The 25,313-nt window shown below is 62.2% G+C and carries 25 protein-coding genes, 1 tRNA gene and 4 pseudogenes; 14 read left to right on the forward strand and 16 right to left on the reverse strand.

The features are described 5' to 3' along the window. From G5575_RS02920 to G5575_RS02935, 4 genes are all read left to right on the forward strand, one after another. The gene (locus G5575_RS02920; protein WP_164533013.1) at positions 1 to 474 is read left to right on the forward strand and encodes a universal stress protein; all 474 of its coding nucleotides are present in this window, start codon (positions 1 to 3) and stop codon (positions 472 to 474) included. Positions 475 to 602: 128 nt separating this feature from the next. After that, positions 603 to 1,169, forward strand: a complete 567-nt coding sequence (locus G5575_RS02925) for a NifU family protein (protein ID WP_164533014.1) — start codon at positions 603 to 605, stop codon at positions 1,167 to 1,169. Positions 1,170 to 1,535: 366 nt separating this feature from the next. Then, positions 1,536 to 2,453, forward strand: a complete 918-nt coding sequence (locus G5575_RS02930) for a methyltransferase (RefSeq protein WP_235935531.1) — start codon at positions 1,536 to 1,538, stop codon at positions 2,451 to 2,453. A gap of 157 nt (positions 2,454 to 2,610) precedes the next feature. Beyond that, the gene (locus G5575_RS02935) at positions 2,611 to 2,991 is read left to right on the forward strand and encodes a DUF2147 domain-containing protein (protein ID WP_164533015.1); all 381 of its coding nucleotides are present in this window, start codon (positions 2,611 to 2,613) and stop codon (positions 2,989 to 2,991) included. A 49-nt stretch (positions 2,992 to 3,040) separates the two neighbouring features. On the opposite strand, the gene G5575_RS02940 is transcribed toward G5575_RS02935, so the two are convergent. Together G5575_RS02940 and G5575_RS02945 are read right to left on the reverse strand one after the other, a co-directional pair. Beyond that, entirely contained in the window at positions 3,041 to 3,784 is a 744-nt protein-coding gene (locus G5575_RS02940; protein WP_164533016.1) for a PadR family transcriptional regulator, read from the reverse strand. A 152-nt stretch (positions 3,785 to 3,936) separates the two neighbouring features. After that, complete coding sequence (locus G5575_RS02945; RefSeq protein WP_164533017.1) at positions 3,937 to 4,944, reverse strand: complex I NDUFA9 subunit family protein; 1,008 nt, start codon at positions 4,942 to 4,944, stop codon at positions 3,937 to 3,939. Positions 4,945 to 5,069: 125 nt separating this feature from the next. On the opposite strand from G5575_RS02945, the gene G5575_RS02950 reads away from it, so the two are divergent. Together G5575_RS02950 and G5575_RS02955 are read left to right on the forward strand one after the other, a co-directional pair. Continuing rightward, positions 5,070 to 5,432, forward strand: coding sequence for a GFA family protein (locus G5575_RS02950; RefSeq protein ID WP_164533018.1), 363 nt, complete (start codon positions 5,070 to 5,072; stop codon positions 5,430 to 5,432). 58 nt (positions 5,433 to 5,490) lie between these two features. After that, a tRNA-Leu gene (locus tag G5575_RS02955) sits at positions 5,491 to 5,575 on the forward strand. A 68-nt stretch (positions 5,576 to 5,643) separates the two neighbouring features. Here the strand turns inward: G5575_RS02955 and G5575_RS02960 are convergent. Beyond that, on the reverse strand, positions 5,644 to 5,955 hold the full coding sequence (locus G5575_RS02960; RefSeq protein WP_164533019.1) for a hypothetical protein: 312 nt from the start codon (positions 5,953 to 5,955) through the stop codon (positions 5,644 to 5,646). Positions 5,956 to 6,081: 126 nt separating this feature from the next. Beyond that, a pseudogene (gene miaB / locus G5575_RS02965) lies at positions 6,082 to 7,489 on the reverse strand (tRNA (N6-isopentenyl adenosine(37)-C2)-methylthiotransferase MiaB). 89 nt (positions 7,490 to 7,578) lie between these two features. Here miaB and G5575_RS02970 point away from each other — a divergent pair. The 6 genes and pseudogenes from G5575_RS02970 to G5575_RS02995 all read left to right on the forward strand — a co-directional run bounded on the left by G5575_RS02970 (position 7,579) and on the right by G5575_RS02995 (position 13,846). After that, the gene (locus G5575_RS02970; protein WP_164533020.1) at positions 7,579 to 7,773 is read left to right on the forward strand and encodes a hypothetical protein; all 195 of its coding nucleotides are present in this window, start codon (positions 7,579 to 7,581) and stop codon (positions 7,771 to 7,773) included. A gap of 161 nt (positions 7,774 to 7,934) precedes the next feature. Next, a complete protein-coding gene (locus G5575_RS02975; RefSeq protein ID WP_164533021.1) occupies positions 7,935 to 9,542 on the forward strand; it encodes a sensor histidine kinase in 1,608 nt (535 codons plus the stop codon). Between the two features lie 157 nt (positions 9,543 to 9,699). Continuing rightward, on the forward strand, positions 9,700 to 9,969 hold the full coding sequence (gene rpsO, locus G5575_RS02980) for a 30S ribosomal protein S15 (protein ID WP_164533022.1): 270 nt from the start codon (positions 9,700 to 9,702) through the stop codon (positions 9,967 to 9,969). A gap of 284 nt (positions 9,970 to 10,253) precedes the next feature. Next, a pseudogene (gene pnp, locus G5575_RS02985) lies at positions 10,254 to 12,391 on the forward strand (polyribonucleotide nucleotidyltransferase). A gap of 255 nt (positions 12,392 to 12,646) precedes the next feature. Next, positions 12,647 to 13,294 (forward strand): L,D-transpeptidase, encoded by a 648-nt coding sequence (locus tag G5575_RS02990; RefSeq protein ID WP_164533023.1) that lies wholly within the window; start codon positions 12,647 to 12,649, stop codon positions 13,292 to 13,294. A gap of 195 nt (positions 13,295 to 13,489) precedes the next feature. Then, a complete protein-coding gene (locus G5575_RS02995) occupies positions 13,490 to 13,846 on the forward strand; it encodes a DUF4189 domain-containing protein (RefSeq protein ID WP_164533024.1) in 357 nt (118 codons plus the stop codon). A 4-nt stretch (positions 13,847 to 13,850) separates the two neighbouring features. Here the strand turns inward: G5575_RS02995 and G5575_RS03000 are convergent, their stop codons facing one another. The 8 genes from G5575_RS03000 to rimP form a co-directional block, all read right to left on the reverse strand. Next, complete coding sequence (locus G5575_RS03000; RefSeq protein ID WP_328765902.1) at positions 13,851 to 14,321, reverse strand: DJ-1/PfpI family protein; 471 nt, start codon at positions 14,319 to 14,321, stop codon at positions 13,851 to 13,853. Then, positions 14,252 to 14,413, reverse strand: a complete 162-nt coding sequence (locus G5575_RS03005; RefSeq protein WP_164533026.1) for a hypothetical protein — start codon at positions 14,411 to 14,413, stop codon at positions 14,252 to 14,254. Before G5575_RS03005 ends, G5575_RS03000 begins: the two co-directional genes overlap by 70 nt. A 76-nt stretch (positions 14,414 to 14,489) precedes the next feature. Beyond that, the gene (locus G5575_RS03010; RefSeq protein WP_164533027.1) at positions 14,490 to 15,110 is read right to left on the reverse strand and encodes an HAD-IA family hydrolase; all 621 of its coding nucleotides are present in this window, start codon (positions 15,108 to 15,110) and stop codon (positions 14,490 to 14,492) included. A 67-nt stretch (positions 15,111 to 15,177) separates the two neighbouring features. Continuing rightward, positions 15,178 to 17,184 carry a translation initiation factor IF-2 gene (infB, locus tag G5575_RS03015; protein WP_407924834.1) on the reverse strand — a complete coding sequence of 669 codons (2,007 nt, stop codon included), beginning with the start codon at positions 17,182 to 17,184 and terminating at the stop codon, positions 15,178 to 15,180. Then, positions 17,066 to 18,052, reverse strand: coding sequence for a hypothetical protein (locus tag G5575_RS21450; protein WP_328765815.1), 987 nt, complete (start codon positions 18,050 to 18,052; stop codon positions 17,066 to 17,068). The genes infB and G5575_RS21450 overlap by 119 nt, the downstream gene beginning before the upstream one ends. Positions 18,053 to 18,057: 5 nt before the next feature. After that, positions 18,058 to 18,747, reverse strand: a complete 690-nt coding sequence (locus tag G5575_RS03020; RefSeq protein WP_164533029.1) for an RNA-binding protein — start codon at positions 18,745 to 18,747, stop codon at positions 18,058 to 18,060. Between the two features lie 26 nt (positions 18,748 to 18,773). Then, on the reverse strand, positions 18,774 to 20,375 hold the full coding sequence (nusA, locus tag G5575_RS03025; RefSeq protein ID WP_164533030.1) for a transcription termination factor NusA: 1,602 nt from the start codon (positions 20,373 to 20,375) through the stop codon (positions 18,774 to 18,776). Beyond that, positions 20,376 to 21,056, reverse strand: a complete 681-nt coding sequence (gene rimP / locus G5575_RS03030; protein WP_164533031.1) for a ribosome maturation factor RimP — start codon at positions 21,054 to 21,056, stop codon at positions 20,376 to 20,378. A gap of 233 nt (positions 21,057 to 21,289) precedes the next feature. Here rimP and G5575_RS03035 point away from each other — a divergent pair, with 233 nt between their 5' ends. Together G5575_RS03035 and G5575_RS19880 are read left to right on the forward strand one after the other, a co-directional pair. Next, positions 21,290 to 22,546 (forward strand): sensor domain-containing diguanylate cyclase, encoded by a 1,257-nt coding sequence (locus G5575_RS03035; protein WP_164533032.1) that lies wholly within the window; start codon positions 21,290 to 21,292, stop codon positions 22,544 to 22,546. An 82-nt stretch (positions 22,547 to 22,628) separates the two neighbouring features. After that, on the forward strand, positions 22,629 to 22,832 hold the full coding sequence (locus G5575_RS19880; RefSeq protein WP_235935533.1) for a hypothetical protein: 204 nt from the start codon (positions 22,629 to 22,631) through the stop codon (positions 22,830 to 22,832). Here G5575_RS19880 and G5575_RS03040 read toward each other — a convergent pair. The 4 genes and pseudogenes from G5575_RS03040 to G5575_RS22050 form a co-directional block, all read right to left on the reverse strand. Further along, positions 22,787 to 23,578, reverse strand: a pseudogene (locus G5575_RS03040) (DUF5615 family PIN-like protein); the annotation flags it as partial. The gene G5575_RS19880 and the pseudogene G5575_RS03040 overlap by 46 nt on opposite strands. Then, positions 23,575 to 23,817, reverse strand: a complete 243-nt coding sequence (locus G5575_RS03050; protein WP_164533033.1) for a DUF433 domain-containing protein — start codon at positions 23,815 to 23,817, stop codon at positions 23,575 to 23,577. The gene G5575_RS03050 and the pseudogene G5575_RS03040, both read right to left, overlap by 4 nt. A gap of 66 nt (positions 23,818 to 23,883) precedes the next feature. Next, a pseudogene (gene metK / locus G5575_RS22045) lies at positions 23,884 to 24,653 on the reverse strand (methionine adenosyltransferase). Then, on the reverse strand, positions 24,605 to 25,138 hold the full coding sequence (locus tag G5575_RS22050) for an S-adenosylmethionine synthetase N-terminal domain-containing protein (protein WP_407924835.1): 534 nt from the start codon (positions 25,136 to 25,138) through the stop codon (positions 24,605 to 24,607). The pseudogene metK and the gene G5575_RS22050 overlap by 49 nt, the downstream one beginning before the upstream one ends. Positions 25,139 to 25,313 lie beyond the last annotated feature (175 nt).

The following is a 25,313-nucleotide window of genomic DNA, read 5'->3' on the forward strand; positions in this document are numbered from 1 at the left end:
ATGGTGTCCGAAGCCGAATACCGCCGAAAGTTCCTGGTCCTCATCGACGAGACCGAGGAATGCGATCGCGCCCTGACCTTTGCCGCCTATCGCACCAAGCGCACCGGCGGCACCGTCGTTCTGATGACCGTGATCCCTGCGCCTGAATTCATCGGATTGGGCGTCGAAGACGTGCTGCGTGCCGAAGCGGTCGAAGAAGCCGAGCGCAATCTCGATGCCCGCCTCGCCCGCATGCGCGACATCGGCGGCATCCGCACCGAGACCGTAGTGCGTGAGGGCAATGGGCCTGAAGAAATCGAAGCGGTGATCGCCCGTGACAACGACATCGCCATTCTCGTCCTTGCCGCGTCCAAGTCGCCCGATGGTCCGGGACCCATGGTCACCCACTTCGCCGCCCGCGCCAATGTGCTTCCCATCCCCCTCACCATCGTGCCTGGGCACATGTCGGACGAGGACGTCATCGCGATCTGTTAGAGATTCTTCCGAAGCCCTCAGGATGAGGGCTACTGTGGTCGCTGTTTTTGCTCGGCTCCCATGCAAAGCGCCCCTTGCATCTTGAGTGCAGAGGTCTATTTTAGAAACATTCTAACGCGGAAAGTCCCATGTTCATCCAGACAGAAGCCACGCCGAACCCGGCGACGCTGAAATTTTTGCCAGGCCGCGACGTGCTGCCGGGCGAGCCGCGTGACTTCCGCACCCCCGAAGCCGCCGCTACCTCGCCCCTCGCTATGGGCCTTTTCGCCATCTCCGGCGTCGAAGGCGTTTTCCTCGGCTCCGACTTCATTTCGGTGACCAAGGACGAGACCAACTGGGCCCATATCAAGCCGGCGATTCTCGGCGTCATCATGGACCATTTCCTTTCCGGCAAGCCGGTCGTTCTAGACGACAGCGCGCCCCTGGTCGACTTCAGCGAAGTCGATGAGTTCTTTGAAGACGACGACAAGGAAATGGTCGAAGTCATCAAGGAATTGTTGGCGACCCGCGTCCGTCCTGCGGTTGCCATGGATGGCGGCGACATCATCTTCAAGGGTTTCAAGGAAGGTACCGTCTTCCTTCACATGCAGGGCGCCTGCTCCGGCTGCCCCTCCTCGACCGCAACGCTCAAGAACGGCATCGAAAACCTCCTCCGCCACTTCGTACCGGGTGTGGAGGCTGTTCAGCAGGTTTGAACGCGGCCGCAGGCAAAACGGGCCCAGTGGGCCTGTTTTAGCGGGCAAAGCCATGAAAGCTATGGTTGAATGGCTGGTGGCCTTCCAATAAGCAGCAAGCCCAAGGGCCCGATCAGCAATGGTCGGGCCTTTGTGTTATCCGAGAGCACCGCATGCCGTTGACCACCACGATCGAAGCTCTTGGCCAAAGGGCGAAGGCATCGCCACGCTCGATGGAGCCCGCGTCTTCGTGCCTTTCGCGCTGCCGGGCGAAACCGTTTCGATCGAGGCGGAAGGCGAGCGCGGCACGCTGCTCGAGGTCCTAACCCCTCCCCCGATCGCATCGAGCCTTTTTGCCCCTATTTCGGCACCTGCGGTGGCTGCCAGTTGCAGCATCTGGGTGCCGACGCCTACATCGCTTTCAAGACCGGACTGGTCGAAACCCCGCTCCGCTATGCTGGGCTCGACGCCAAGGTCGAGCGCTTCGTTCTGGCCCATGGCGAAGGCCGCCGCCGCGCAACGCTGCATGCCCGAAAAGATGCTGCCGGCTATATGCGCATCCGCAGCCATGAGCTTTTGAACATCGAGGCCTGCCCGATCCTCGTCCCTGCCCTGCAGCAGCGTGCACCCGAGATAGCCCGCGCGCTCGGTGCCGCCGTGGGTGAATGCGACATCAGTCTGACCGCCACCAATGCCGGCATCGACGTCGCCATCCGCAAGGCACCCAAGGGCACCCGCGTCGAAAAATTGGTGCCAATGGTCAACCAGCTCGGCCTCGCCCGGCTGGCACTCGACGACGAGATGATCGCGCAGCGCCAGCAGCTTAGCGTGAGCATGGGAAAGGCCGAAGTCGACCTGCCGATCGGCAGTTTCCTCCAGGCCACGGCGGAAGCAGAGCAGGTGCTTGCCGACTATGTCACCTCGGCCATCGGCAAAAGCAAAACTGTGGCGGATCTGTTCTGCGGGATCGGGCCTTTTGCGCTGCGCCTGGCGGAGAAGGCGCAGGTCCTTGCCGCTGACAGCGACAAGGCGGCGACCGCAGCACTGAGCAAGGCCACACGCTTTGCCAAGGGGCTCAAGGCAATTACCGCCAAGCCGCGTGACCTGTTCCGCGACCCGCTCACCCGTTTCGAGCTCGGCTTTGACGCCGTGGTGCTCGATCCGCCACGCGCCGGCGCCGAGGCGCAGGTGCGGGAGATTGCGCTCTCAAGCTCAAGCGCGTCGTCTACGTCGCCTGCGACCCCAAAACCTTTGCCCGCGACGCCGCTATTCTCGTTCAGGCCGGGTTCAGGCTGGAAAGTCTAATTGCCGTGGATCAGTTCGCGTGGTCGACCCACATCGAGCTGGCCGCGACGTTTACGCGGTAACCTGCGCAACTCTCGTCCACTCCGAGCGTTTGGTGGGCAGGGCTAACGTAATCCGGCGCGTGGACTTCCATGTGCCGACAAATCAGAGAACCGCCATGATGAAAACGATTCTTGCCGCTGCATCGATCGCAGCTCTCTTTGCTGTGCCGACCTTTGCTCAGGACGCTTCGCCGGAAGGCACCTGGAAAGACCGTTGGGGCACCACCTTCACCTTCTCGCTTTGTGGTGATGGCAACACCAATCTCTGCGGCACGCTGAACGACATTCAGGGTGACTCGCGCACCGAAGAAAACCTGGCCTTCGTCAACCAGCAGGTTGTTCAAGGCGTCCCGACCGGCCCCAACAAGTGGGAAGGCAACATCTCGCTCAACGGCGGCAATGCCAAGGCCATCGTCGAGCTGGTCGATGCCAACACCCTCAAGATCACGGGTTGCCAAGGCATCCTCTGCAACAGCATCGATTACGCCCGCACTTAATTGGGCCTGATCTGAAAAAAGCCCCGGACTTTGGTCCGGGGCTTTTTCTTTACTGCTTAGAGATCGACGTCGTCGTCGCCAAGGGCCACGACTTCCGCCGCCGCGCGGCGCAGGATCTCTGCGGCCTGCCGCTGCTGCTCGTCGCTACCGCGACGCGCTTTCTTGATGGCATCCTTGAGCGTCTTGCGGGCAGCTTCAAGCTCCGGCACGGCGTCATGCATAGGCCGGTCAGGCGCATGCTCGTGGCGAGGACCACGATGCGGGCCGCGTTCCCCCAGTTGGGCGGCACGTTACCGTCCTCAGCACGGCCTTCGCCACCGAACGGCCAGTCCGCCTTCACGAATTCGCGGAACCGGTTCATCTGCTCGCCGGTACGGGCAAGAAAGTCGAGCGTACCGGACACGGCGTCCCGGTTTTCCTCGAGATGCTTCCGGCCTTCATCGGTAATGGCATAGAGCTTCTTGTTGCCGTCGGCGGAGGACGTCACGAAGCCCGCTTCTTCAAGATAGGTCAGCGCCGGATAGACGATGCCTGGGCTCGGCGAATAAACGCCTTTGGAGCGTTCTTCTACCGCCTTGATCAGGTCATAGCCGTGCCGCGGCTGCTGCTCGATGAGATAAAGCGCGACGAGGCGCAGGTCGCCCGAAGCCAGCATGCGGCCCACCCGAAGGTTTCCGCCCCAATTGCCCAGATTGCCGAACTCGTCGCCGGCCATGCGCGCCATGCGACCCCAACCGCGGCGCGCCATTTGCTCGAACCGTTTCCAGTCGATGTCATTGTCTTTGTGTGCCATGCTCTGTCTCCAGATATATCATCAAACCCTTGCGTAGGAGATCGGCACCATTTGCGCGGGTTTCAAGATATATCTTGGAAGAAAAATGGCACGAGCGACGCCAGCGCCCGGACAGGCGGGCGCGCCAAGTCTTGGGTCTTTGCTGTGTAGCGTTAGCTGGTGACGCTGGGATTGACGCCAGCGTCTTCGCTCATGCCATCGCGGTCGAACTGCCCATGGCGGCGGAAGCGCCACATATAGGTCGGCAGGATCTCGTCCATGCTCTTGGGCGTGATGCCAAAGGCCTCAAAGGTCCGGCTTTCGGCGATCGCCTCGGGCGAAACGACATTGTCGACGCCAAGCAACTCCACCTGGTCGCCGGTGATCAAGGCCGGCACAGGCAGGATGCCCAGCACCGCAGCGGTGAATTTTGCCAAGGGCTTTGGCAGCGGGATCAATGCTCGCTTGCGTCCGGCTTCGCGTAAGATGCGCTGCAGCAGCGCCTTGTGCGTCTCGATTGTTGGACCGCCCAGCTCATAGGCACGACCGGTCGGCACCTCGCCTTCCGCCGCCTTGGCGAAAGCTTCGGCAACATCGCCAACAAAGACGGGCTGGAACTTGGTCTTGCCGCCGATCAGCGGCATGGCTGGGGCGATGCGGGCCAGCGTACCCATGAGATTGAAGAACCCGTCGCCCTGCCCGAACATCAGTGACGGACGCATGATCACCGCTCCCGGGAAGGCGTCGAGCACGGCCTGCTCGCCAGCAAGCTTGCTTGCGGCATAGGCGCTGACTTCCTTGGCCTTGTCGACGCCCAGCGCCGACATATGAACGAGTGCCGTGGCTCCGGCAGCCGTGGCAGCACGGGCAACAGCCGCTGCGCCATTGAGGTGCACGGCGCGGAAACTCTGCTTGCCCGCTTCCTGGCCGACGCCAACGAGGTTGATGACGATATCGGCGCCATGAACGGCGCGGCGGATCGAATCCTCGTTTCGGAGATTGGCTTGCACCGGAACGATCTGCCCGACGCCGCCGAACATGCGCACCTCGCCTGCCAAGTCTGGCCGACGCACGGCAACGCGAATGCGATAGCCCTGCCGCGCCAAAAGCTGCACCAGATGATTGCCGACAAATCCCGAGCCACCAAAAATGGTGACGAGCTTGGGCGTGGTGCGATCCATTTGGGGCTCCAGGTAACAGCTATTCGGCCCGCTTTTATCCCAAGCGGCGCGCCTCTGTCGAGCCATCCCGGCTTGACTCTTGCGCGCATGTGTTCTTCTTTCGTTCACATCAGGAGACTCACACGATGACCGAAAAGCGCGCCTATCAAGGCCAATGCCATTGCGGCGCTGTCCGCTATACCGCCTCAACCGATCTTTCGGGCGTCGCCGACTGCAACTGCTCGCGCTGTCGGAGGCTCGGCTGGATCATGCAGTCGGTGCCGGAGGCCGATTTCGAGCTGCATTCGGGCGAGGACAACCTCACGCTCTACCGCTTCAACACCGAGATGATCGACCATCTCTTCTGCAAAACCTGCGGCATAGAAAGCTTTGCTCGGGGCAGCGACGGCAATGGCAACACCATGGTGATGATCAACGTCGCCTGCCTCGAGGATGCACCACCGATCGATCGCGCCACGATCAAGCACTGGGATGGTGCAAACTTCTGATCCGCATGCGCAATGCGCATTGACAACGGGTTGGGCGCGCCCTAGTTACACGCCCGTCGCCCAGATGGCGGAATTGGTAGACGCGCACGGTTCAGGTCCGTGTACCGCAAGGTGTGAAGGTTCGAGTCCTTTTCTGGGCACCAGTTTCGAAAACCCCGTGATCGCAAGATCGCGGGGTTTTTTTCTTTGTCGGCTGTTGGCCGTAAGGTGCCTATTCGGTCTGCGGCAGGCCCAAGGAATTCATGCCGCCCTCATACATCCGCAGGGTCGCGTCGATATCGTCGAGATGTAGCGCAAAGCCGCTTTCGACGGCTTCGATCTGGCGGCGCAGGTGATCGCGACGCGAGATGATCTCGAAACGCTCGCTTTCCAGTTCCTTGATCGCAAGATCGAAACGATCGCGATGGGTCGCGAGGCGCTGGATCATCGGCGCCACCTGCTTGGCGGCATCGACGACTGCTGCCAGGGCTTCCTGGTGTTCGTTGTCGACGATCTTGAGGTCTGCTTTTGCACGTACTGCCATGTTCATCTCCACGTTTGCCGGCCCGTTAAGACTTCAGGCTTGGGGTTGGCTGTGGATATTGCTCTAAGTAACCGATAACAAAAGCGTTTTGGCTCTATTTGCTTAACGCAAAAGGTTAACGGCGCCTCAGGCGGCTGCGGCAATCGCGAGGCGGCCGACGAGGGAGTTGGTGCTGGTGCCGACGATCTCTACCATCTGGATACTGCCGATGAGGTCGGCCGAGCCTTCGAGGTGAACGGCTTGTAGATAGGGAGAGCGACCGCCGACCTGGCCCGGCATCCGGCCGATGCGTTCGATCAGGACGGGCAGTGTGCGGCCGACGCAGGAGGCATGAAACTCGTTGGTCTGCTTGGTGACCAGCTCCTGGAGCCGATAAAGCCGCTCGGTCTTGACCTCTTCGGCGACCTGATCGCCGAGATTGGCGCCGGGCGTGCCGGGGCGGGTCGAATATTTGAAGGAATAGGCCGAGGCGTAGCCGACGTCGCGGATGATGGTGAGGGTGTCCTCGAAATCCTGGTCGGTCTCGCCCGGAAAGCCGACGATGAAATCGCCTGATAGCGCCATGTCCGGACGTGCCGTCTTGATGCGCTCGATCAGCGCCCGGTATTCGGCGCCCGTATGCTTGCGGTTCATCGCTTTGAGAATGCGATCGGAACCCGACTGCACCGGCAGGTGAAGATAGGGCATCAGGAGCGGCAAGTCGCGATGGGCTGCAATCAGCGCATCATCCATGTCGCGCGGATGGCTGGTGGTGTAACGCAGCCGCTCGAGCCCCGAAATTTCGGCAAGGAGGTAGGCGAGCTCACCCAGGCCAACGCTGCGACCGCCGGCATCGGTGCCGTGATAGGCGTTGACGTTTTGGCCCAGCAGCGTGATTTCCCTGACGCCAGCCTCGACCAGCCGCCGCGCTTCATCGAGCACCTGATGCACGGGGCGCGAGACTTCAGCGCCGCGCGTATAGGGCACGACGCAGAACGAGCAGAACTTGTCGCAGCCTTCCTGGACGGTGAGGAAAGCCGTGAGCCCACGAGCAACGGTCACGTCTTTCTTCGCCGCGGGCAGGTGGGCGAACTTGTCCTCTTCAGGAAAGTCGGTGTCGATCACCGCGCGTTTCAGCGCGGGATGCAAATGCCGCTGGCCTTCGGCCCGCGCCAGCATCGGGCAGGCGATGATAGGCCTGCGGCCCGAACACGAGGTCGACCACCGGCGCGCGCCGCGCGATTTCCTCGCCCTCGGCCTGCGCCACGCAACCTGCAACGCCGATCATCATGTCGCCACCCAGCGCCCGGCGTTCGCCCTGCAGTTCCTTGAGGCGTCCGAGTTCGGAAAAAACCTTTTCCGAAGCCTTTTCGCGGATGTGGCAGGTGTTGAGCAGGACAAGATCGGCTTGGGCAATGTCGCCCGTCGGCGCATAGCCATGCGGCGCCAGGGCATCGGCCATGCGATCGCTGTCATAAACATTCATCTGACAGCCATAGGTCTTGATAAACACCCGCTTTTGCGGGGCTGGGCTCAGGGTCTGCTCGTGTTCCATGCGGCGCTGTTTACCAGAGCCGACGCAACCACGCCATAAGCTGCAACCGCGGAGGGGGTCGTGTGTTATATGCCCGAGAGGACCTCGATATGACCGACCAGAATAAGCCGACCGATGACGCTGCCGCCATGAAGGACGGCAAGAAACCCGGTCCCAAGGACGCGCCACAGCAGGTGCGGAACGCTGGAACCGAAGACATGGCCAACAAGCCGAACAAGTGGGACAAGCAGGACGAGTCAGTGGACGAGACCTTCCCCGCCAGTGACCCGGTCACCAAATATTGACGACGACTACCGCCGGCTTGAATGCCTGGCGGGGTAACCCCGGAGGCAAGCATGGCGCCGACTACCGTGCCCACCGGGGAAAGTAACGCCAATGCGCCGCGTCGGAGACATGCCTCCATGCGGCCATTGGCGCTTTACCTTTTGCCCTCATCCTCGTTATTTTGATCCCATCCCTGATCGTTGCGCTGGTGCTGATCAACCGCACTAATGACGCGCAGGAAAATGTCGTCCAGGCCCTGACCAACGCCACCATGCAGGCCATGGGGCAGACGGTTGACCGCGAAGTTTCGGGCATGGTGACGACGTTGCGCGTACTATCGACCACCAGCGCCCTGGATCTTGGCGATCTACAGGAGCTGCATCGCCGTGGCGAGTTGGCGCTTAGCGGCACCGGCGCATTTCTGATCGCCCTCGATGCCAACCTCAATCAGCTGCTCAACACCCGCGTGCCGTTCGGTGAGGCTGCCGGTCAGACCTCCGATCCTGAAACGGCCGCCAAAGCGATCAATCGCAAGCTGCCGACGATTTCCGGCGTTTTCTTCGGGCGGACAGCGCAGACCACGGCGTTCAATGTCTGGCTGCCGATCGACAACAATCCGACCATCCGGCTTCTGGCGCTCACGCAGAACACACGCGATCTTCTCCCCGCCCTGCAATCGCAACAGCTGCCGGGCGGCTGGCATGCCGCCCTTGTGGATGCCGATGGCGACGTGATCGTCGCAACTGCCGATAGCGGCATCGAGCCTGACACAAGGCTTACCCTTCGTCAGCAATCCAACCTGCCGCCGGGTGAATGGGTCAGCGAGGAACTCGACGGGCAGCGGGTGGTGACGTCCGAATGGCGGTCGAACCTAACCGGTTGGCGAGTCGTAGCCTGGGCTGACGCTGCGCGCATCCAGCAGCCTTTGGGCGACAGTATTTTGCAGCTCGGCGCCTGGGGCATTGCCATTGCCCTTGTTGCTGCACTCGTCGCGACGTTGATCGCGACAAGGATCGGGGAAAGCGTGCAGGGCCTTCGGCAAGATGCCGTGCGGCTCGGTCGCGGCGAGATGGTCTATCCGCGCACCTATCCCGTTGCCGAGATCGCGGAAATTTCCAAGGCCCTCGCCGAAGCCAGCGAACAGCGCAAGACGGCGGAGCGCGACAATCGCTTCCTCATGCGCGAACTGGCGCATCGCTCGAAGAACCAGATGGCGGTGATCAACGCCATGGCCAAGCAGACCGCTCGCGGCGCTACCGATGTGCCGTCCTATGTGGCGGCGCTTGAAAAGCGCATCATGGGCTTGGCCCGCTCGACCGATCTCCTGCTCGCCAATGGCCGCGCCGGTGTGATGCTGCGCGATCTGATCGACTTGCAGCTGGCGCCATTTTTGCCAGCCATCAACGAAAGCCGGGCTCTGATCGAGGGCCCGGATCTCCGCATCAACCCACAGGGCGCGCAGATCCTGGGCATGGCCCTCCATGAACTTGCCACCAACGCCACCCGCCATGGCGCCTTTGCAGTCAACGGCGGGACGCTGAGCCTCACCTGGCGCGTTCAGGGCGAAGAACTGGTCCTCAACTGGCGCGAAAGTGTGGCTGGTCAGCTCGTGGTTGAAACCGGTCGCACCGGCTTTGGCACCATCGTGTTGCGCACCATGGTCGGGGGCGCCCTGGGCGCACAAGTCAACCGCGAAGCTCACTCTGATGGGGTCGAGTGGACCTTCCACGTTCCCCTTTCGGCGCTCGATCCGGCCTTTGCCGCCGAGCGGCCCGACGAAAAGCCATAATCTCCCGATAAGGCTGGAAACAGGGCGCGCTTTGCCCTATATCGACGCCAGCCGGCGCCTGGTTTCACTTGAAACCGGGCTTCTGCTTCATTCGGCCCCACCTGGACGACATCCCGGCTGGGGCGGCCATTGTCCTCCCTTTCGAAAGGATAGACCGATGTCGATCACTGCAGAACGCAAGAACGAACTGATCCAGGAATACGCCACCAAGGCCAACGATACCGGCTCGCCGGAAGTTCAGGTTGCGATCCTGTCCGAACGTATTGCCAACCTCACCGAACACTTCAAGGACCACAGCAAGGATAACCATTCCCGCCGTGGCCTGCTCAAGCTTGTGTCGACCCGCCGCCGCCTCCTCGACTACCTCAAGAAGGCCGACGACGCTCGCTACAAGACCCTGATCGAAAAGCTCGGCCTGCGCCGCTAATTCGATATCCGGCGCGGGAGCCCGCTTCCGCGCCGTTTGCCTTTCCACTGGAAGGCACACCTAGGCCGGCCGTGCCGGAGCATGGCAGGATTATCGGCTTCTTCCGCGGTGGAGAGGCTCGTTGTCTTGTCCATGTTTCGTCCCCGCCAAGATGAAACAAGTGTCTGATTTTGAGCCTGCGGGCGCACATGGGGTGCGGCGCGGGTGCGGACACACCGGTTGAGTTCGTGGGTGTCGCCTAGCCCCGCGTTCCCGCTCCGCCGGCAGAATGGAAAGACAATTCCATGTCGATCAATTTTGATCACCATAAGGTCGAACTCAACTGGGGCGGCCAGCCGCTGACCCTTGAGACCGGCAAGATCGCCCGCCAGGCCGATGGCGCCGTGCTCGCCACCCTGGGCGAGACCGTGCTGCTGGCAACCGTTGTCAGCGCCAAGTCCGCCAAGCCCGGCCAGGACTTCTTCCCCTGACCGTCAACTACCAGGAAAAGTACTTCGCCGCCGGCAAGATCCCGGGCGGCTACTTCAAGCGCGAAGGCCGTCCGACCGAGAACGAGACCCTGATCTCGCGTCTTATCGACCGCCCCATCCGCCCGCTCTTCCCCGATGGCTATCGCAACGAGACCCAGGTCGTCGTCACCGTTCTCCAGCATGACATGGAGAACAATCCCGACGTGCTCGCCATGGTCGCCGCCTCTGCCGCGCTGACCATTTCGGGCGTGCCTTTCATGGGCCCGATCGGCGCTGCCCGCGTGGGCTACGTCAATGGCGAATATGTCCTCAACCTCCCTGTCGATCGTCGCGCCGACTCAAAGCTCGACCTCGTCATGGCCGGCACCCAGGACGCCGTGCTGATGGTGGAATCGGAAGCCCAGGAGCTTTCCGAGGAAGTCATGCTCGGCGCCGTGATGTTCGGCCACAAGGCCTCGGCCCAGGTGATCGAAGCCATCATTCAGCTGGCAGAACTGGCCGCCAAGGAACCGCGCGAATTCACCCCGCCCGATTTCTCGGCGCTCGAGCAGGAAGTGCTTGGGATTGCCGAAGCCGATCTCCGCGCTGCCTACCAGATCATCGACAAGGCTGATCGCTACGCTGCCGTGGCCGCCGCCAACACCAAGGTCAAGGACGCATTCGCGGCCAAGATCGAAGCCGGCGAGGTTTCCAAGGAAGCCTTGGGCGAAGTGGTCCACAATCTCCAGGCCAAGATCGTGCGCTGGAACATTCTGGACACCGGCTCGCGCATCGACGGCCGTGACCTTTCGACCGTCCGTCCAATCCTGGCTGAAGTCGGCGTCCTGCCGCGCACCCATGGTTCGGCTATCTTCACCCGCGGGGAAACCCAGGCGCTGGTGGTTGCGACCCTCGGCACTGCCGATGACGAGCAGTTCATCGACTCGCTCGAAGGCACCTACAAGCAGAACTTCCTCCTGCACTACAACTTCCCGCCCTATTCGGTCGGTGAAGCTGGTCGCATGGGCTCACCCGGTCGCCGCGAAATCGGCCACGGCAAGCTTGCCTGGCGCGCCATCAACCCGATCCGACCCTCGATGGAAGAGTTCCCCTACACGGTTCGCGTCGTATCGGAGATCACCGAATCCAACGGTTCCTCGTCGATGGCGACCGTCTGCGGCACGTCGCTGGCGCTGATGGATGCTGGCGTGCCGATGAAGCGCCCGGTGGCCGGTATCGCCATGGGCCTGATCCTTGAAGGCGAAAAGTTCGCCGTTCTGTCGGACATCCTTGGCGACGAGGATCACCTCGGCGACATGGACTTCAAGGTGGCAGGCACCGAAGAAGGCGTCACCTCCCTGCAGATGGACATCAAGATCGCCGGCATTACCGAGGAGATCATGAAGATCGCCCTCGAGCAGGCCAAGGGCGGTCGTATCCATATCCTTGGCGAAATGGCCAAGGCCCTGTCGGCATCGCGTGGCGAAGTGGGCGAATTCGCACCCCGCATCGAAACGCTCAAGATCCCGACCGACAAGATCCGTGAAGTGATCGGCACCGGCGGCAAGGTGATCCGCGAGATCGTCGAAAAGACCGGCGCCAAGATCAATATCGAAGACGACGGCACCGTAAAGGTTTCGTCCTCCGACGGTTCGCAGATCGAAGCGGCCATCAAGTGGATCCGCTCGATCACCGACGAAGCCGAAGTCGGCGCCATCTACCAGGGCACCGTGGTGAAGACCGCCGATTTCGGCGCCTTCGTGAACTTCTTCGGCGCCAAGGACGGTCTCGTCCATATCAGCCAGTTGGCCGACCAGCGCGTTGCCAAGACTACCGACGTGGTCAAGGAAGGCGACAAGGTCTGGGTCAAGCTTCTCGGCTTTGACGAGCGCGGCAAGGTTCGCCTCTCCATGAAGGTCGTCGACCAGGCGACCGGCAAGGAAATCACCAAGGAAGAAGCTGCCGCTGAATAAGGCAAAGCTTGGTGTGATGAAACAGAAAGGCCCGGAGCGATCCGGGCCTTTTTTGCTAGCGGCGCTATGATGTGGCTGGTCACGCCTTCGTGACCGAAATGTGTGTTTTTCGTGCAACACCTGAATAGGTGGTCACATTGTGGCGAGGAACTGCCACAATTGGGGCGGCGTTAACGGGCAGAAGCGTATTGCGTAAGGCAAGGCGGTTCACCGCTATTCGTCCTTCTCCCGTCTTGCCGTTTTGAGGTATCCGCGTTGATCTCCCGCCGCCTGTTCCTGCTTGGCGCCTCCGCCACCGTGCTTTCCGCCTGCACCACGACCCGCCAGCCGGTCGTGCAGGAGCCCACTATCGATCCATACTACCAGGCCATGTATGGCACGCTGACCAACGAGCCCTACACCGTTGAGGCGATGGATCTCCGCCGCGTCGATCCCAAGTGGTGGCGTCAGGAAGTGGAGTATTTCACTTCCGAGCGTCCGGGCACGCTCGTGGTCGATACGCCGGCGCACTATCTCTACCTCGTCATGGAAAATAACCGCGCGCTTCGCTACGGCGTCGGCGTCGGCAAGGACGAGGCCCTGGTGTTCCGTGGCGACGCCACGATCGGCCGCAAGGCTGCATGGCCGCGCTGGACCCCGACCCAGTCGATGATCCGCCGCGAACCGGATCGCTACGGTCCATATGCGGGCGGCATGGAGCCGGGCCCGACCAATCCGCTCGGCCCGCGCGCGCTCTACCTCTACAAGGGCGGCCGCGACACCCTGTTCCGCATTCATGGCACGACCGAGCCCTATACGATCGGCACCAACGTGTCCTCAGGCTGTATCCGCCTCATGAACCAGGACATCATTGACCTTTACGCCCGCGTTCCGGTAGGTGCACGGGTAACGGTCATCAATTGACCGACTGATTTGGAGCTGGCTACGGCCAGCTTCCCCTTCTTGTCTGTGGCGTCGGTTTATCAACCGTAGTCACCCGCCACCGGCAACACCAAGGCCCGCTTCGCAAGAGGCGGGTCTTTTCTTTGCAGCGAGGCGGGCAGGGGGCTAGCGGCACCCCCGGCGGCATGCTTTGCTGCACTGCCTGGGGGCTTTTCGATGATCCGACTTCTGACACTTGTTGCGCTGTGCCTCGTCACGGCATTTCCCGCGATCGCCAACGAATATGGCGCCATCGCCTACTCGCCCGAGACACGGGCGATCGGCTACAGCCACAACTACAACAGCAAGTCCGATGCGCAGGATCGGGCCATGAGCAATTGCGAGCAATATGCCTATGATTGCCGCGTCGCCATCACCTTCCAGAATGCCTGCGGCGCGCTGGCTGTCGGCCGCCGCGGCGGCTGGGGCACCGGCTGGTCTGCCGGCCGCGCCGAGGCACAGACGCGGGCGCTCAACTCCTGCTCGCGCTATGACGGTGGCTGCACCGTCCGCCGCTGGGTCTGCAGCAAGTAGATCTTCAGCGCTGGTGCTCTTGCCTGAGCATGTCCTTGACCTGCCGCGCCGCATCTTCGGGGAGGCCGGCGGCGGCCAAAACCTCATAGGCAAAGCTTGCGGGGGCGGGGGCAGGGGCGGTGATGATCTGCCCGTCGCGCAGCGCCTGCGGCTGGTCGACATAGGTCGCAATGCCGCGATAGGCCTTGGAGAGGCTGGGAAGATAGTCCGCGCCATTGGAGGTGTGCCGTACCCCATCCAAGAGGCCGGCATTCGCCAAGGCCACCGTGCCGCCGCAGATCGCCGCGACCACGCATCCGTTGTCGAGGCTTTGACGCAATGCGTCGGTTAGATCGGGAGCTGTGTCCGCCTCCCAGGCCGATCCGCCGCAGATCACGACCACGCCATCGTCCGGCGGCGTGAAAGCTATCGTGTCCGCAATCGGCAGGCCTGCCGCGGAGGAGAGTGCGCCACCCCGCGGCGAAGTGAAACGGATGTCGGCGCCAAAAAGGCGCGCCCGGCACCGGCCAAGGGTGCGATCTCCCAGTCGGAATAGAATTCGGTCAGGATAATGGTGATGGGTTTCATGAACTCTCTCCTCGTCCCGGCATCCTGAAACAGGCTTCAACCAAATCCTGTCAGCAATAGGGATAAGGAGAGACGCTCATCCCGGCCGAGCCATATGCTCGATTTTGCCGAGTTGCTCGGTCAGTGACATGCCTTCCATCCAATGAATGGCGCGCCAGCCGAAGCGCCGGGCGGCTGTGACATTGGCTTGCCGATCATCGACCAGGACAACGTCTGATGCGGTGTCGGAAAGGGCGCGTTGCACAGCGCGGAAAAAGCCGCGGTCGGGCTTTCGATGGCCAAGCTCCGCTGAATAGAACATGCCGTCGACATGACCGGCGAAGCCGAGCTCCTCCATCAGATAGCGCGCGCGATGATGCTCCTGATTGGTCGCGAAATATACCGGAGTGCCTTTTGCCCGCAGTGCCGCGACGTCGCTCAGCAATTGCTCGTCAATATGGGCCTCATAGCGCAGCCAGTGATCGAGCAGCGCCTCTGGTTCGACTGATGGCGCTGTGCGGGCCAGTACGCGCCCCAGTTCGGGGAGAAGTGGTTTCTTGCCGGTAACGATGTCGGGCCAGGAGCGCTCAAAGAACTCGCGCTTGAGCCGCCGCGGTGGGATGCCGAAGTCGCGTTCGAGGTCCGGGATCAGATGCTTGCCATACTGGTCTCTGCCTGTGACCAGGACGCCGTCGACATCGAGCAGCACTACCTTCATCGCTTCATCCCAAACGAAAAAGGGCGCAGCTCGCGCCACGCCCCTTTTAACTTGTTGGCGCCGCGCGTTAGAGCGTGCGCTGCACCGTTTCGACGCGGAAGCATTCGATCTGGTCGCCGGCGCGGATGTCTTCGTAGTTTTCGAAGGCCATGCCGCATTCCTGGCCGACCTGGACTTCCTTGACTTCATCCTTGAAGCGCTTGAGCGTCTTGAGCTTGCCTTCGTGGATGACGACGTTGTCGCGGAGGAGGCGCACACCGGCGCCGCGTTCGACGATGCCTTCGGTGACCTGACAACCGGCAACCTTGCCGACCTTGGTGATCTGGAACACTTCCTTGATGGTCGCGTAGCCGATGAAGGTTTCGCGGCGCTCGGGCTTGAGCAGGCCCGACATGGCGTTCTTCACGTCATCCACGAGGTCGTAGATGATGTTGTAGTAGCGGATTTCGATGCCGTCGCGGGTCGCAAGATCCGATGCCTGCTTGTTGGCACGGACGTTAAAGCCGATGACGATGGCGTTGGAGGCCGCCGCCAGCGTCACGTCGGACTCGGTGATGCCGCCCACGCCTGCCATCAGGATCTGCGCCGAAACTTCATCGGTCGAGAGCTTGTTCAGCGAGGAGACGATGGCTTCCACCGAACCCTGCACGTCACCCTTGATGACGAGCGGGAACTTGGAAATGCCAGCAACCTTGAGCTGGTTCATCATCTGCTCGAGGCTCGTTGCACCACCACCAGCGGTCTTTTCGCGGATGGCGCGCTGACGATACTCGGTGACTTCGCGAGCACGCGCATCGTTCTCGACCACCGAGAAGCGGTCGCCGGCCGATGGCACGCCATTAAAGCCGAGCACTTCTACCGGCACGGACGGGCCGGCTTCCTTGACCTGCTCGCCCTTGTCGTTGATCAGCGCACGCACACGGGCAAACTCGGTGCCGGCGACAAGGATGTCACCGATCTTGAGCGTACCGCGCTGCACGAGGACCGTTGCCACCGCACCACGGCCCTTGTCGAGCTTGGCTTCGATGACAAGACCTTCGGCACGGCCGTCGCGGGCCACCTTGAGCTCAAGCACTTCGGCCTGGAGCTGGATGGTTTCGAGCAGCTTGTCGAGGCCATTGTGGGTCTTGGCAGACACCTCGACGTCGAGCACTTCGCCGCCCATCGATTCCACGAACACTTCGTGCTGCAAGAGCTCGGTGCGAACGCGGGTTGGATTGGCTTCCGGCTTGTCCATCTTGTTGATGGCCACGATGATCGGAACACCAGCCGCCTTGGCGTGCTTGATGGATTCGATCGTCTGCGGCATCACGCCGTCATCGGCCGCCACGACCAGCACCGCGATATCGGTTGCCTGCGCACCACGGGCACGCATGGCGGTGAACGCTTCGTGGCCCGGCGTGTCAAGGAAGGTGATCTTGGCACCGTCTTTTTCGACCTGATAGGCGCCGATATGCTGGGTAATGCCGCCGGCTTCGCCAGACACGACATTGGCTTCGCGGATGGCGTCGAGCAGCGAGGTCTTGCCGTGGTCGACGTGGCCCATAATGGTCACGACCGGCGCGCGATCGGTCAGATCCTCGGCCTTGTCGTCTGCCGGAATGTCGTAGAGACCTTCTTCGACGTCGGCATCCGAAACGCGGCGCACCGTATGGCCCAGTTCCTGGGCGATCAGTTCGGCGGTATCGGCGTCGACGACGTCGTTGATGGTCGCCATCTGGCCCTGCTGCATCAGCATCTTGATCACGGTGACGGAGCGTTCGGCCATGCGGTTGGCGAGTTCGGCAACCGTGATGACTTCCGGGATAACGACTTCGCGGCTGAGCTTGGGCGCATCCTGCTGGTTGCGGCCCATCTTCTTGTCGCGACGGCGGCGCATGGCCGCCAGGGACGGACCGCGATCGCGATCGTTCTCGGTGGTCGCCGTCGAAACCGTCAGGCGACCGCGCGCGCTGTCATCGCCGGTGCGGCGGGTCGGCCGTTCCGGTTGGGCGCGAAGCGCGGCGGGCGTTTTCGAGTTCCGCTTCAGTGGTCGGACGAACCTGGGGTGCACCGGTACGGGTGCGGCGGCCATCGGCCTCGCTCGGCGGGGCAGGGGGAACATTGCCGATCGGCGCCATGCCGGCGCCAGCCGGACGGCCACCCGCGGGACGACCCGAAGTGCCGGCGGGGCGAACCCCGGTCGAACCGGCGGGACGAACGCCCGTCGAGCCAGCCGGACGCACGCCGGTTGAGCCAGCGGGGCGGGCATTGGGGTTGGGGCGAGCATTTGGATTTGGACGCTCGCCTTCGCCGGGGCGACCGGTCGGGCGCTCGTTGCTGGTCCGCTGCGGACGAGGCGGCTGGCCCGGACGGCCGGCAACGGTGCGCACGCTGGACGGACCGGGATTGCGCTGGCTTGCCGGAATAAACGGTTCGCGAACCTGCGACTCTGCAGGGGCAGCAGCCTGAGGTTCTGGCGAAGCTTCGACCACGGGAGCCGGCGCATTGCGCGCTTCCTCGGCCTGGCGGCGCTCTTCTTCCTGGCGAGCAGCTTCCTCGCGCACCTGACGGCGGCGATTGTCTTCCTCGATGCGACGGGCTTCTTCCTGCGCGAAGCGCTGGCTGTCTTCAGCCTGGCGTGCACCTGCGAGGGCGAGTGCCTGGCGCCGGGCTTCTGCTTCGGCAGCCGAAAGGCCAAGCGGTGCGCGGGTCTGCTGCTGCATCGGGCGGCCCTGCGGCCGGCCCTGGCCAGGCGAGCTGGCCGGGCGCGTATTGCCACCGGATGGTGCCTGGCCTGCGGGCTTGGGCACAATGCGGGTGCGCTTTTCCACGACCACCGTCGATCGCGACGGCGCGCGCGACATCCCGCCTGGGCGGTTGCCGAGGCCCGCGCCACCCTTGAGGGTCAGCGTCTTCTTGGCGCCGGTGTCGTCGGTGCGCTTGTCGTCGTTATCAGCCATGCTTCCTATCGTCTTTCGTCCTGTTCCGCGGACAAAAGCACACCGGACGCCCCAGTGGGGTCGGTGTCTTCATCCATCGGTTGGGCAATGTATCGGGCCAGTCTTTTGGCCTTTTCCACTGCCGATTGGGCTGCGGCCCCGCTCGTTAGGGCAGCATGTATCACATTTTCAAGTCCAAGTGCCAAACCCATTTCAGCACTTTGGAGTAATTCGAAGTGCGGCACGTCGGGACCGGAAAGTCCCTGCTCGCGCCGCGCATAATTGAGGGCCTTGAGCGTCCCTCGCATCTTGTTGCGCCCGTCCTCGGCCGCATCGGTCGCAGTTAGGAGAGCAATGACTTCCATGCTCTCGAGCGCGCCCTTGACCTTGGTCGCGCCGGACACAAATTGCCCTGCCTTCTTCGCCATGCCCAGGGCCGATAGCAGCCGTTGCTCCAGCCGCAGCCGGGTCAGGTCGGCCAGATCGTCGGCCACCGTTACCGGAGCCTTGAGGCTTCGGGCAAAGGCCTTTTTCTTTACCGCCTCGGCCACCGCCGCATGGCTAAGCGTGATCCAAACACCACGCCCCTCCGCCCGGGCATCGACATCGGGGACCAGAATGTCCTCTGGCCCGACGGCGAAGCGAACAAGGTCCTCAACCGGCTTTTCCACCCGGGTGAGGGCACAAGTCCTGATCATGTCCGCGCGCCGGGCCAAAACCGGGTGCTCCCAAAGGAAGGCGGTCAGGAGACCGCCTCCTCCTCGGTCAATTCCTCGCCTTCATCGGCAGGAATGTCGTCGGCACTGATCCAGCCAGCCTTGACGCGGGCCTGCATGATCATGTCCTCGGCCTCCTCGCGCGAAACGGGGAAGTCCTTGAACGCGCCGTCGAAGCGCTTGGTCTCGCCATCCTTGCGTTCGGTCCAGCCGACGAGATCGTCGGCGGCGCAGCCGGCAAAGTCCTCGACCGTCTTGATGTCGTCCTTGCCCAGAGCCACCAGCATGGCAGCGTTCAAACCAGCGATCTCGTAGAGCTCGTCCTCGACGCCCAGCGCCGTGCGCTCTTCGTCGAACTTGCGGTCGATCTCTGCCAGGTATTCGGCAGCGCGGTTCTGGATTTCGCCGGCGGTTTCTTCGTCGAAGCCTTCGATCGATGCGATTTCGTTCGCTTCGATATAGGCCAGTTCCTCGACGGTGGAGAAACCTTCGGAAGCCAGTAGTTGGGCAACCATCTCGTCAACGTCAAGGGCCTGCATGAAGAGAGCCGAGCGTTCGGTGAACTCTTTCTGGCGGCGTTCCGATTCTTCCTGCTCGGTAAGGATATCGATATCCCAACCGATCAGCTGCGAAGCGAGACGCACATTCTGGCCACGGCGGCCGATGGCGAGCGACAGCTGCTCGTCCGGCACCACCACTTCGATACGCTCGGCCTGCTCGTCGAGCACGACCTTGGCGACATCGGCCGGCTGCAGGGCAGAAACCACGAGATCGGCAATGGTGTCGGTCCAAGGGATGATGTCGATCTTTTCGCCCTGCAGTTCGGCCACCACGGCCTGCACGCGCGAGCCGCGCATACCGACGCAAGCGCCGACGGGGTCGATCGAGCTGTCATTGGAGGTCACGGCGATCTTGGCGCGCGAACCCGGATCGCGGGCGATCGAGCGGATGGTGATCACGCCATCATAGATTTCCGGCACTTCCTGCATGAACAGTTTCGCCATGAACTGCGGATGGGTGCGGGAAAGGAAAATCTGCGGACCACGCTGCTCGCGGCGCACGTCATAGATATAGGCACGCACGCGGTCGCCATAGCGGAAGAGCTCGCGCGGGATCAGCTCGTCGCGGCGGATAATGGCTTCGCCCCGGCCCAGATCGACGATCACATTGCCGTATTCGACGCGCTTGACGGTGCCGTTGACGATCTCGCCGACACGGCCGGTATATTCCTCGAACATGCGGTCACGTTCGGCATCGCGCACCTTCTGAACGATCACCTGCTTGGCCGACTGCGCGGCGATACGGCCGAATTCCATCGGCGGAAGCGGCTCGGTCAAAAAGTCGCCGATTTTGGCCTGCGGCGACTTGCTCTTGGCATAGCTGAGCTCGACCTGGCGGCTCGGCTCTTCCACCGCATCGACGATCTCGAGCAGGCGCCACATGCGCGTTTCGCCCGAGCGCGGATTGATCTCGACCTTAATTTCGGTTTCGGCGCCATAGCGGCCCTTGGCCGCCTTTTCCATGGCGTCCTGCATCGCCTCGATCACGACCATGCGGTCAATCGATTTCTCGCGCGCAACAGCGTCAGCGATCTGCAACAGCTCAAGGCGATTGGCTGAAACGGCCATTTAGTTCTTCTCCTCGGAGACATTAATTTCGTCTGCCACCGTGTCCTCGACCGTCTCGGTCTCCGGGCCGTCGGCTTGGTCGTCATTGTCGGCGTCGGCATATTCGACCGTTTCGGTCTCGTCGTCGTCGATCGGGTGCAGCTCCTGGTCGGCGCGGGCCTGATCCATGAGCTTGTCGGTCATCACTAGCTTCGCTTCGGCGATGTTGACGAAGTTGAGCTTGTGGTTGGGGTCGGTTCCACCCGGAGCATCGGGCAGGATAATGGTGACGCCCTCCTCATCCACCGGGCCGATATGCCCACGAAAACGCTTGCGGCCATTGATCATGTCGTGCAGCTCGATCTTGGCCTCGTGACCGACAAAGCGCTCGTAGTCACGCTTGCGCACCAGCGGCCGGTCGATGCCGGGCGAGGAAACTTCGAGATGGTATTCGCGATCGATCGGATCCTCGACGTCGAGCACCGGCGAAAGGTCCTTGGACAGGTTTTCGCAGTCGTTGATGGTGAAACGCCCGTTTTCGTCTTCGGCCATGATCTGCAGCGTAGTGCCGTTTTCCGGCGTCACCTTGATGCGGACCAGCGAATAGCCGAGGCCGATTGCCACCGGTTCGACGATCCGGGCGATGCGGGCCTCGAGCCCGCTTTCCTTGATGTAGCGCTTTTCAGCAAGATCGAACGCCATAGGAGGTCCCAGATAAGCAAAAAGAGCGGGGCCGGTCAGGGCACCCACTCTCGATTGAGAGCATCGATGTTGCCTCCATATAGCGCCGGCCTCGGTAAAACGCAAGATCGTGCCGTCAAGGGTTCGTAAAGGGTCTCAACCGAAAACGGAAACCCAGCCGCGCCATATGGCGTCATATATCAAGGCCGCTGCATGCGTGCGGGGGTCTCAACCAGTCGAGATGCGAACCCGCCATGTCTGCTGTGCTCGAAAAGCCAAGTCCTGTCTCACCTATCGCCGATGAGGCGCGGCTCGAGGCCGTCGCCCGCTACGATGTGCTCGACACGCCGCGCGAGCCGGCCTTTGACCGTGTCGCCTCGCTGATCCGGCTGATTTTTGGCGTCGAAACCTCCGTCGTGTCGCTGATCGACGGGCACCGGCAATGGTTCAAGGCAGCCGAGGGCAACAAGGTCGATGAACTGCCGATCAACGACACGTTTTGCCGCCATGCGCTGATTGCAAGTGCCCCGCTGATCGTGCCCGATGCCACCAAGGACGACCGCTTTCGCAATAATCCGCTGGTCACCGGCGAGGTCGGCGTGCGCTTTTATGCCGGCGTCCCCATCACCACCAACGACGGCTTCAACATCGGCACGGTCTGCGCCATCGACAGCCGGCCGCGTGAATTTACCGAGCGCGAAGAGAAAATTCTTTACGAGCTTGCACAGATCGTCACCAACGAACTCGAGCTCAGGCGGCTCGCCACCACCGATGGCCTCACCGGCATCAGTACGCGCCGCGCCTTCAAGGAAGATGCTCAAAAGTTCGTGGCGCTGGCGCGTCGCCACCGCAGCCAGCTCAGCGTCATCGCCTTCGACATCGATCACTTCAAGAAGGTCAACGACACCTATGGCCACGCTGCCGGCGATGTCGTGCTCAAAGCCGTGGCCGAAACCATTGGCGGCGTCCTGCGTCAAAGCGACGTTCTGGGCCGATTGGGCGGCGAAGAATTTGCCGTGATCCTGCCCGATGCCGACGCGGCCTCGGCCATGGCCGTTGCCGAAAAACTCCGCCACAGCCTTCTGGCGCTGCGCTTTCCCGGCAGCAAGCCGCCGATGACGATTTCTGCCAGCTTCGGGGTGGCGACGCTTGATCCGGGCGCCGACGACCTCGATGCACTTCTGGTCAAGGCCGATGAGGCGCTTTACGAAGCCAAAGGCGCCGGCCGCAATGTCTCGATGCTTTGGCGCGGCGCGACCACGGCCACCACGCGGCAGATCGAGCGCCGGCGGGTGCTCAAGGCTGGGCGGCTGGTGTTCTACGACAAGAAGTCGGTGATCGACTGTACCGTCCGCGCCCTCTGGGATGGCGGCGCCGAAGTCCAGGTGTTCAACTCGGCCGATATTCCAGACGCGGTGACGCTGGAAATCCGCTCCTCGGGGTTCAAGTGGGATGCCACTGTCGTGACGCGGCGCCCGACCAGCCTGGAACTGAGCTTCAGCGCCGCTTGAAACCAAAATAGAAACTGACCATCCGGCCTTCACGCCGCGCCTTCTGCTCATAGCGTGTCGGCTGCCAGCCGGGATAAGGCGCGTGCCAGGCGCCAGGACGCTCGGCGTCGAACACGAAGTCGGGCGTCCGCACGATATGGGCAAGCGTCCAGTCGGCATAGTCCTCGATATCGGTGGCAAAAAGAACGTGCCGCCTGGGCGGATCACCCGTGCCAGTTCGGCAAGCGTTGTCGGCGAAACGAACCGCCGCTTGTGGTGGCGGGTTTTCGGCCAGGGATCGGGATAAAGCAGGTATACCGCATCGACCGAGGCGTCAGGCAAGGCCATCAACAGTTTCAGCGCATCGTCGGTGAAAAGCCGCACATTGGTAAGCTCGGCCGCCGCGATGGCCTGCACCATCTTGCCGATGCCGCCGGTAAACACCTCACAGCCGATAAAGCCGGTTTGCCTCTCCTCGCTCGCCTTGCGCGCCAGATGCTCGCCGCCGCCATAGCCGATCTCGATGACGATCCGCTCCGCTTGCGGAAACAGCGACCGCGGATCGAGCTCTCCGTCGAGCTCAATCTCGACTTCCGGCAGCACATCTTCCACCAGCGCCTTTTGCCCGCCATGCAAGGTCTTGCCGGAACGCCGGCCAAAAAATGCGCGCGGTTCACCCGAACGGGTTTTTGGGAGTTGGTGGTCGGTCAAGCGGAAGGCCCTAGCGGATTTCGATAATACGATCTTTGGCGTCGATGGCCGATACAATCTCGGCCATGGCAAGGTCCAGCCTTTCCAGCAATTGCGCATGGCAAAGGTTGGGCAGCTTGAGCCAGACAAAGGTCTGCTCAAGTCGGCCGCGCCTCGCGAGATCGCAAAGTCGGCATCCTTGCTGATCACGCTGGCGCCTATTGCATTGGCTAGATCTGCAATCTCCCGATCGTCTGCCTGAGGGTCGAGATGGTCGTAGACATGGTCAGCTACGTGACCATGTTCCCGAAGTCTTCGCGCCAGCTTTCCTGAAAGCTGCGCATCGATCAGGAAACAGCTCACTCAGCCGCCTGTATGCGCGTATTTTCCGCCTGGTAGGCTCCATAGATAAGGGCGGCGCGAATATCGTCGTGCGTGAGCCAGGGCAGCGAGTCGACGATCTCCTCTGCGGTATCGCCTGCGGCCAATGCCTCAAGGATATGAGAAACCCCGACCCGCGTACCATCAATGCTTGGTTTGCCACCCAGAACACCGGGTGTTGCAACGATGCGCTTCAACAGAAGTAGGCTCTCTTCCGTCATGACAGCCTCCGGCGATCCAATAGCGCCAGAGTCTATACTTGCACCCGGTCTGACGCAAATCGGCCCTTAAGCCACCGCCGCCTTGAGTGCCTTTACGAGATCCGTCTTCTCCCAGGAAAAGCTGCCGTCGCGGCCGGCTTTGCGGCCGAAATGGCCATAGGCCGAGGTCTTGGCGTAGATGGGCTTGTTGAGGTCAAGATGCGTGCGGATGCCGCGGGGGTGAGGTCCATGACTTCGGCCAGCGCGGTTTCGAGCTTGGCTTCGTCGACCGAGCCGGTGCCGTGGAGGTCGACATAGATCGAGAGCGGCTTGGCAACGCCAATGGCATAGCTGAGCTGGATCGTGGCGCGATCGGCAAGGCCTGCCGCCACGACATTCTTGGCAAGGTAACGCGCCGCATAGGCCGCCGAGCGGTCAACCTTGGTCGGGTCCTTGCCCGAAAACGCGCCGCCGCCATGCGGGGCTGCGCCACCATAAGTGTCGACGATGATCTTGCGGCCGGTGAGGCCAGCATCGCCATCAGGACCGCCGACCACGAACTTCCCCGTCGGGTTCACATGCCAAACGGTATCGTCGGAAATCCAGCCTTCCGGCAGCGCCTGGCGGATATAGGGCTCGACGATGTTGCGCACGTCGGCCGAGCTCAGCTTGTCGTCCATGTGCTGGGTGGAGAGGACGATCTGCGTCACGCCGACGGGCTTGCCGTCCTGGTAGCGGACGGTGACCTGCGATTTGGCATCCGGGCCCAGCACGGCAGCCGGACCTTCGCCCGACTTGCGGGCAGTGGTCAGCGTTTCGAGGATCTTGTGCGCATAATAGATCGGCGCCGGCAGCAATTCGGGGTTTCCCGGCTGGCATAGCCGAACATGATGCCCTGGTCGCCGGCGCCGACATCCTTGTTGCCTCCTTCATCGACACCCTGCGCGATATCGGCCGATTGGCCATGCAGCAGCACGTCGATCTTGCAGGTCTTCCAGTGAAAGCCGGACTGCTCGTAGCCGATGTCGCGGATCGCCTTGCGCGCCGCCGACTTGAACTTGGCCGGATTGACCACCGGCGCACCGGCGGCATCGGTCAGGATCGCGCCATCCTTGCCCTTCTTGAGCAGCGATTGCGGTACGCGCACTTCACCGGCGATCACGACGCGGTTGGTGGTCGCCAGCGTTTCGCAGGCGATGCGCACACTGGCCGGATCCATGCCGACCTTTTTGGCTTCCTTGAACACGAGATCGACGATTTCGTCGGAAATGCGGTCGCAAACCTTGTCGGGATGGCCTTCGGAGACGGATTCCGAGGTGAACTGGTAATCGAGACGGGCCACGTTAAACCTCTTTGCAAAGTGGCGAGGGCGCACGGGCAGTGCGCGTGTGGAGACGTCCCCACACTTTCAGCTTCGCTTCTCGCAGGTCCCCGACCTGAAATCAATATCCATATAAAGAAAGCTTTATATCGTTGCGCTGTTCGACGTGCTGGTCGCTGTGCCTTTTCTTGGCCAC

It is taken from the genome of Devosia aurantiaca, from assembly GCF_011058215.1.
Lineage (GTDB): Bacteria > Pseudomonadota > Alphaproteobacteria > Rhizobiales > Devosiaceae > Devosia > Devosia aurantiaca.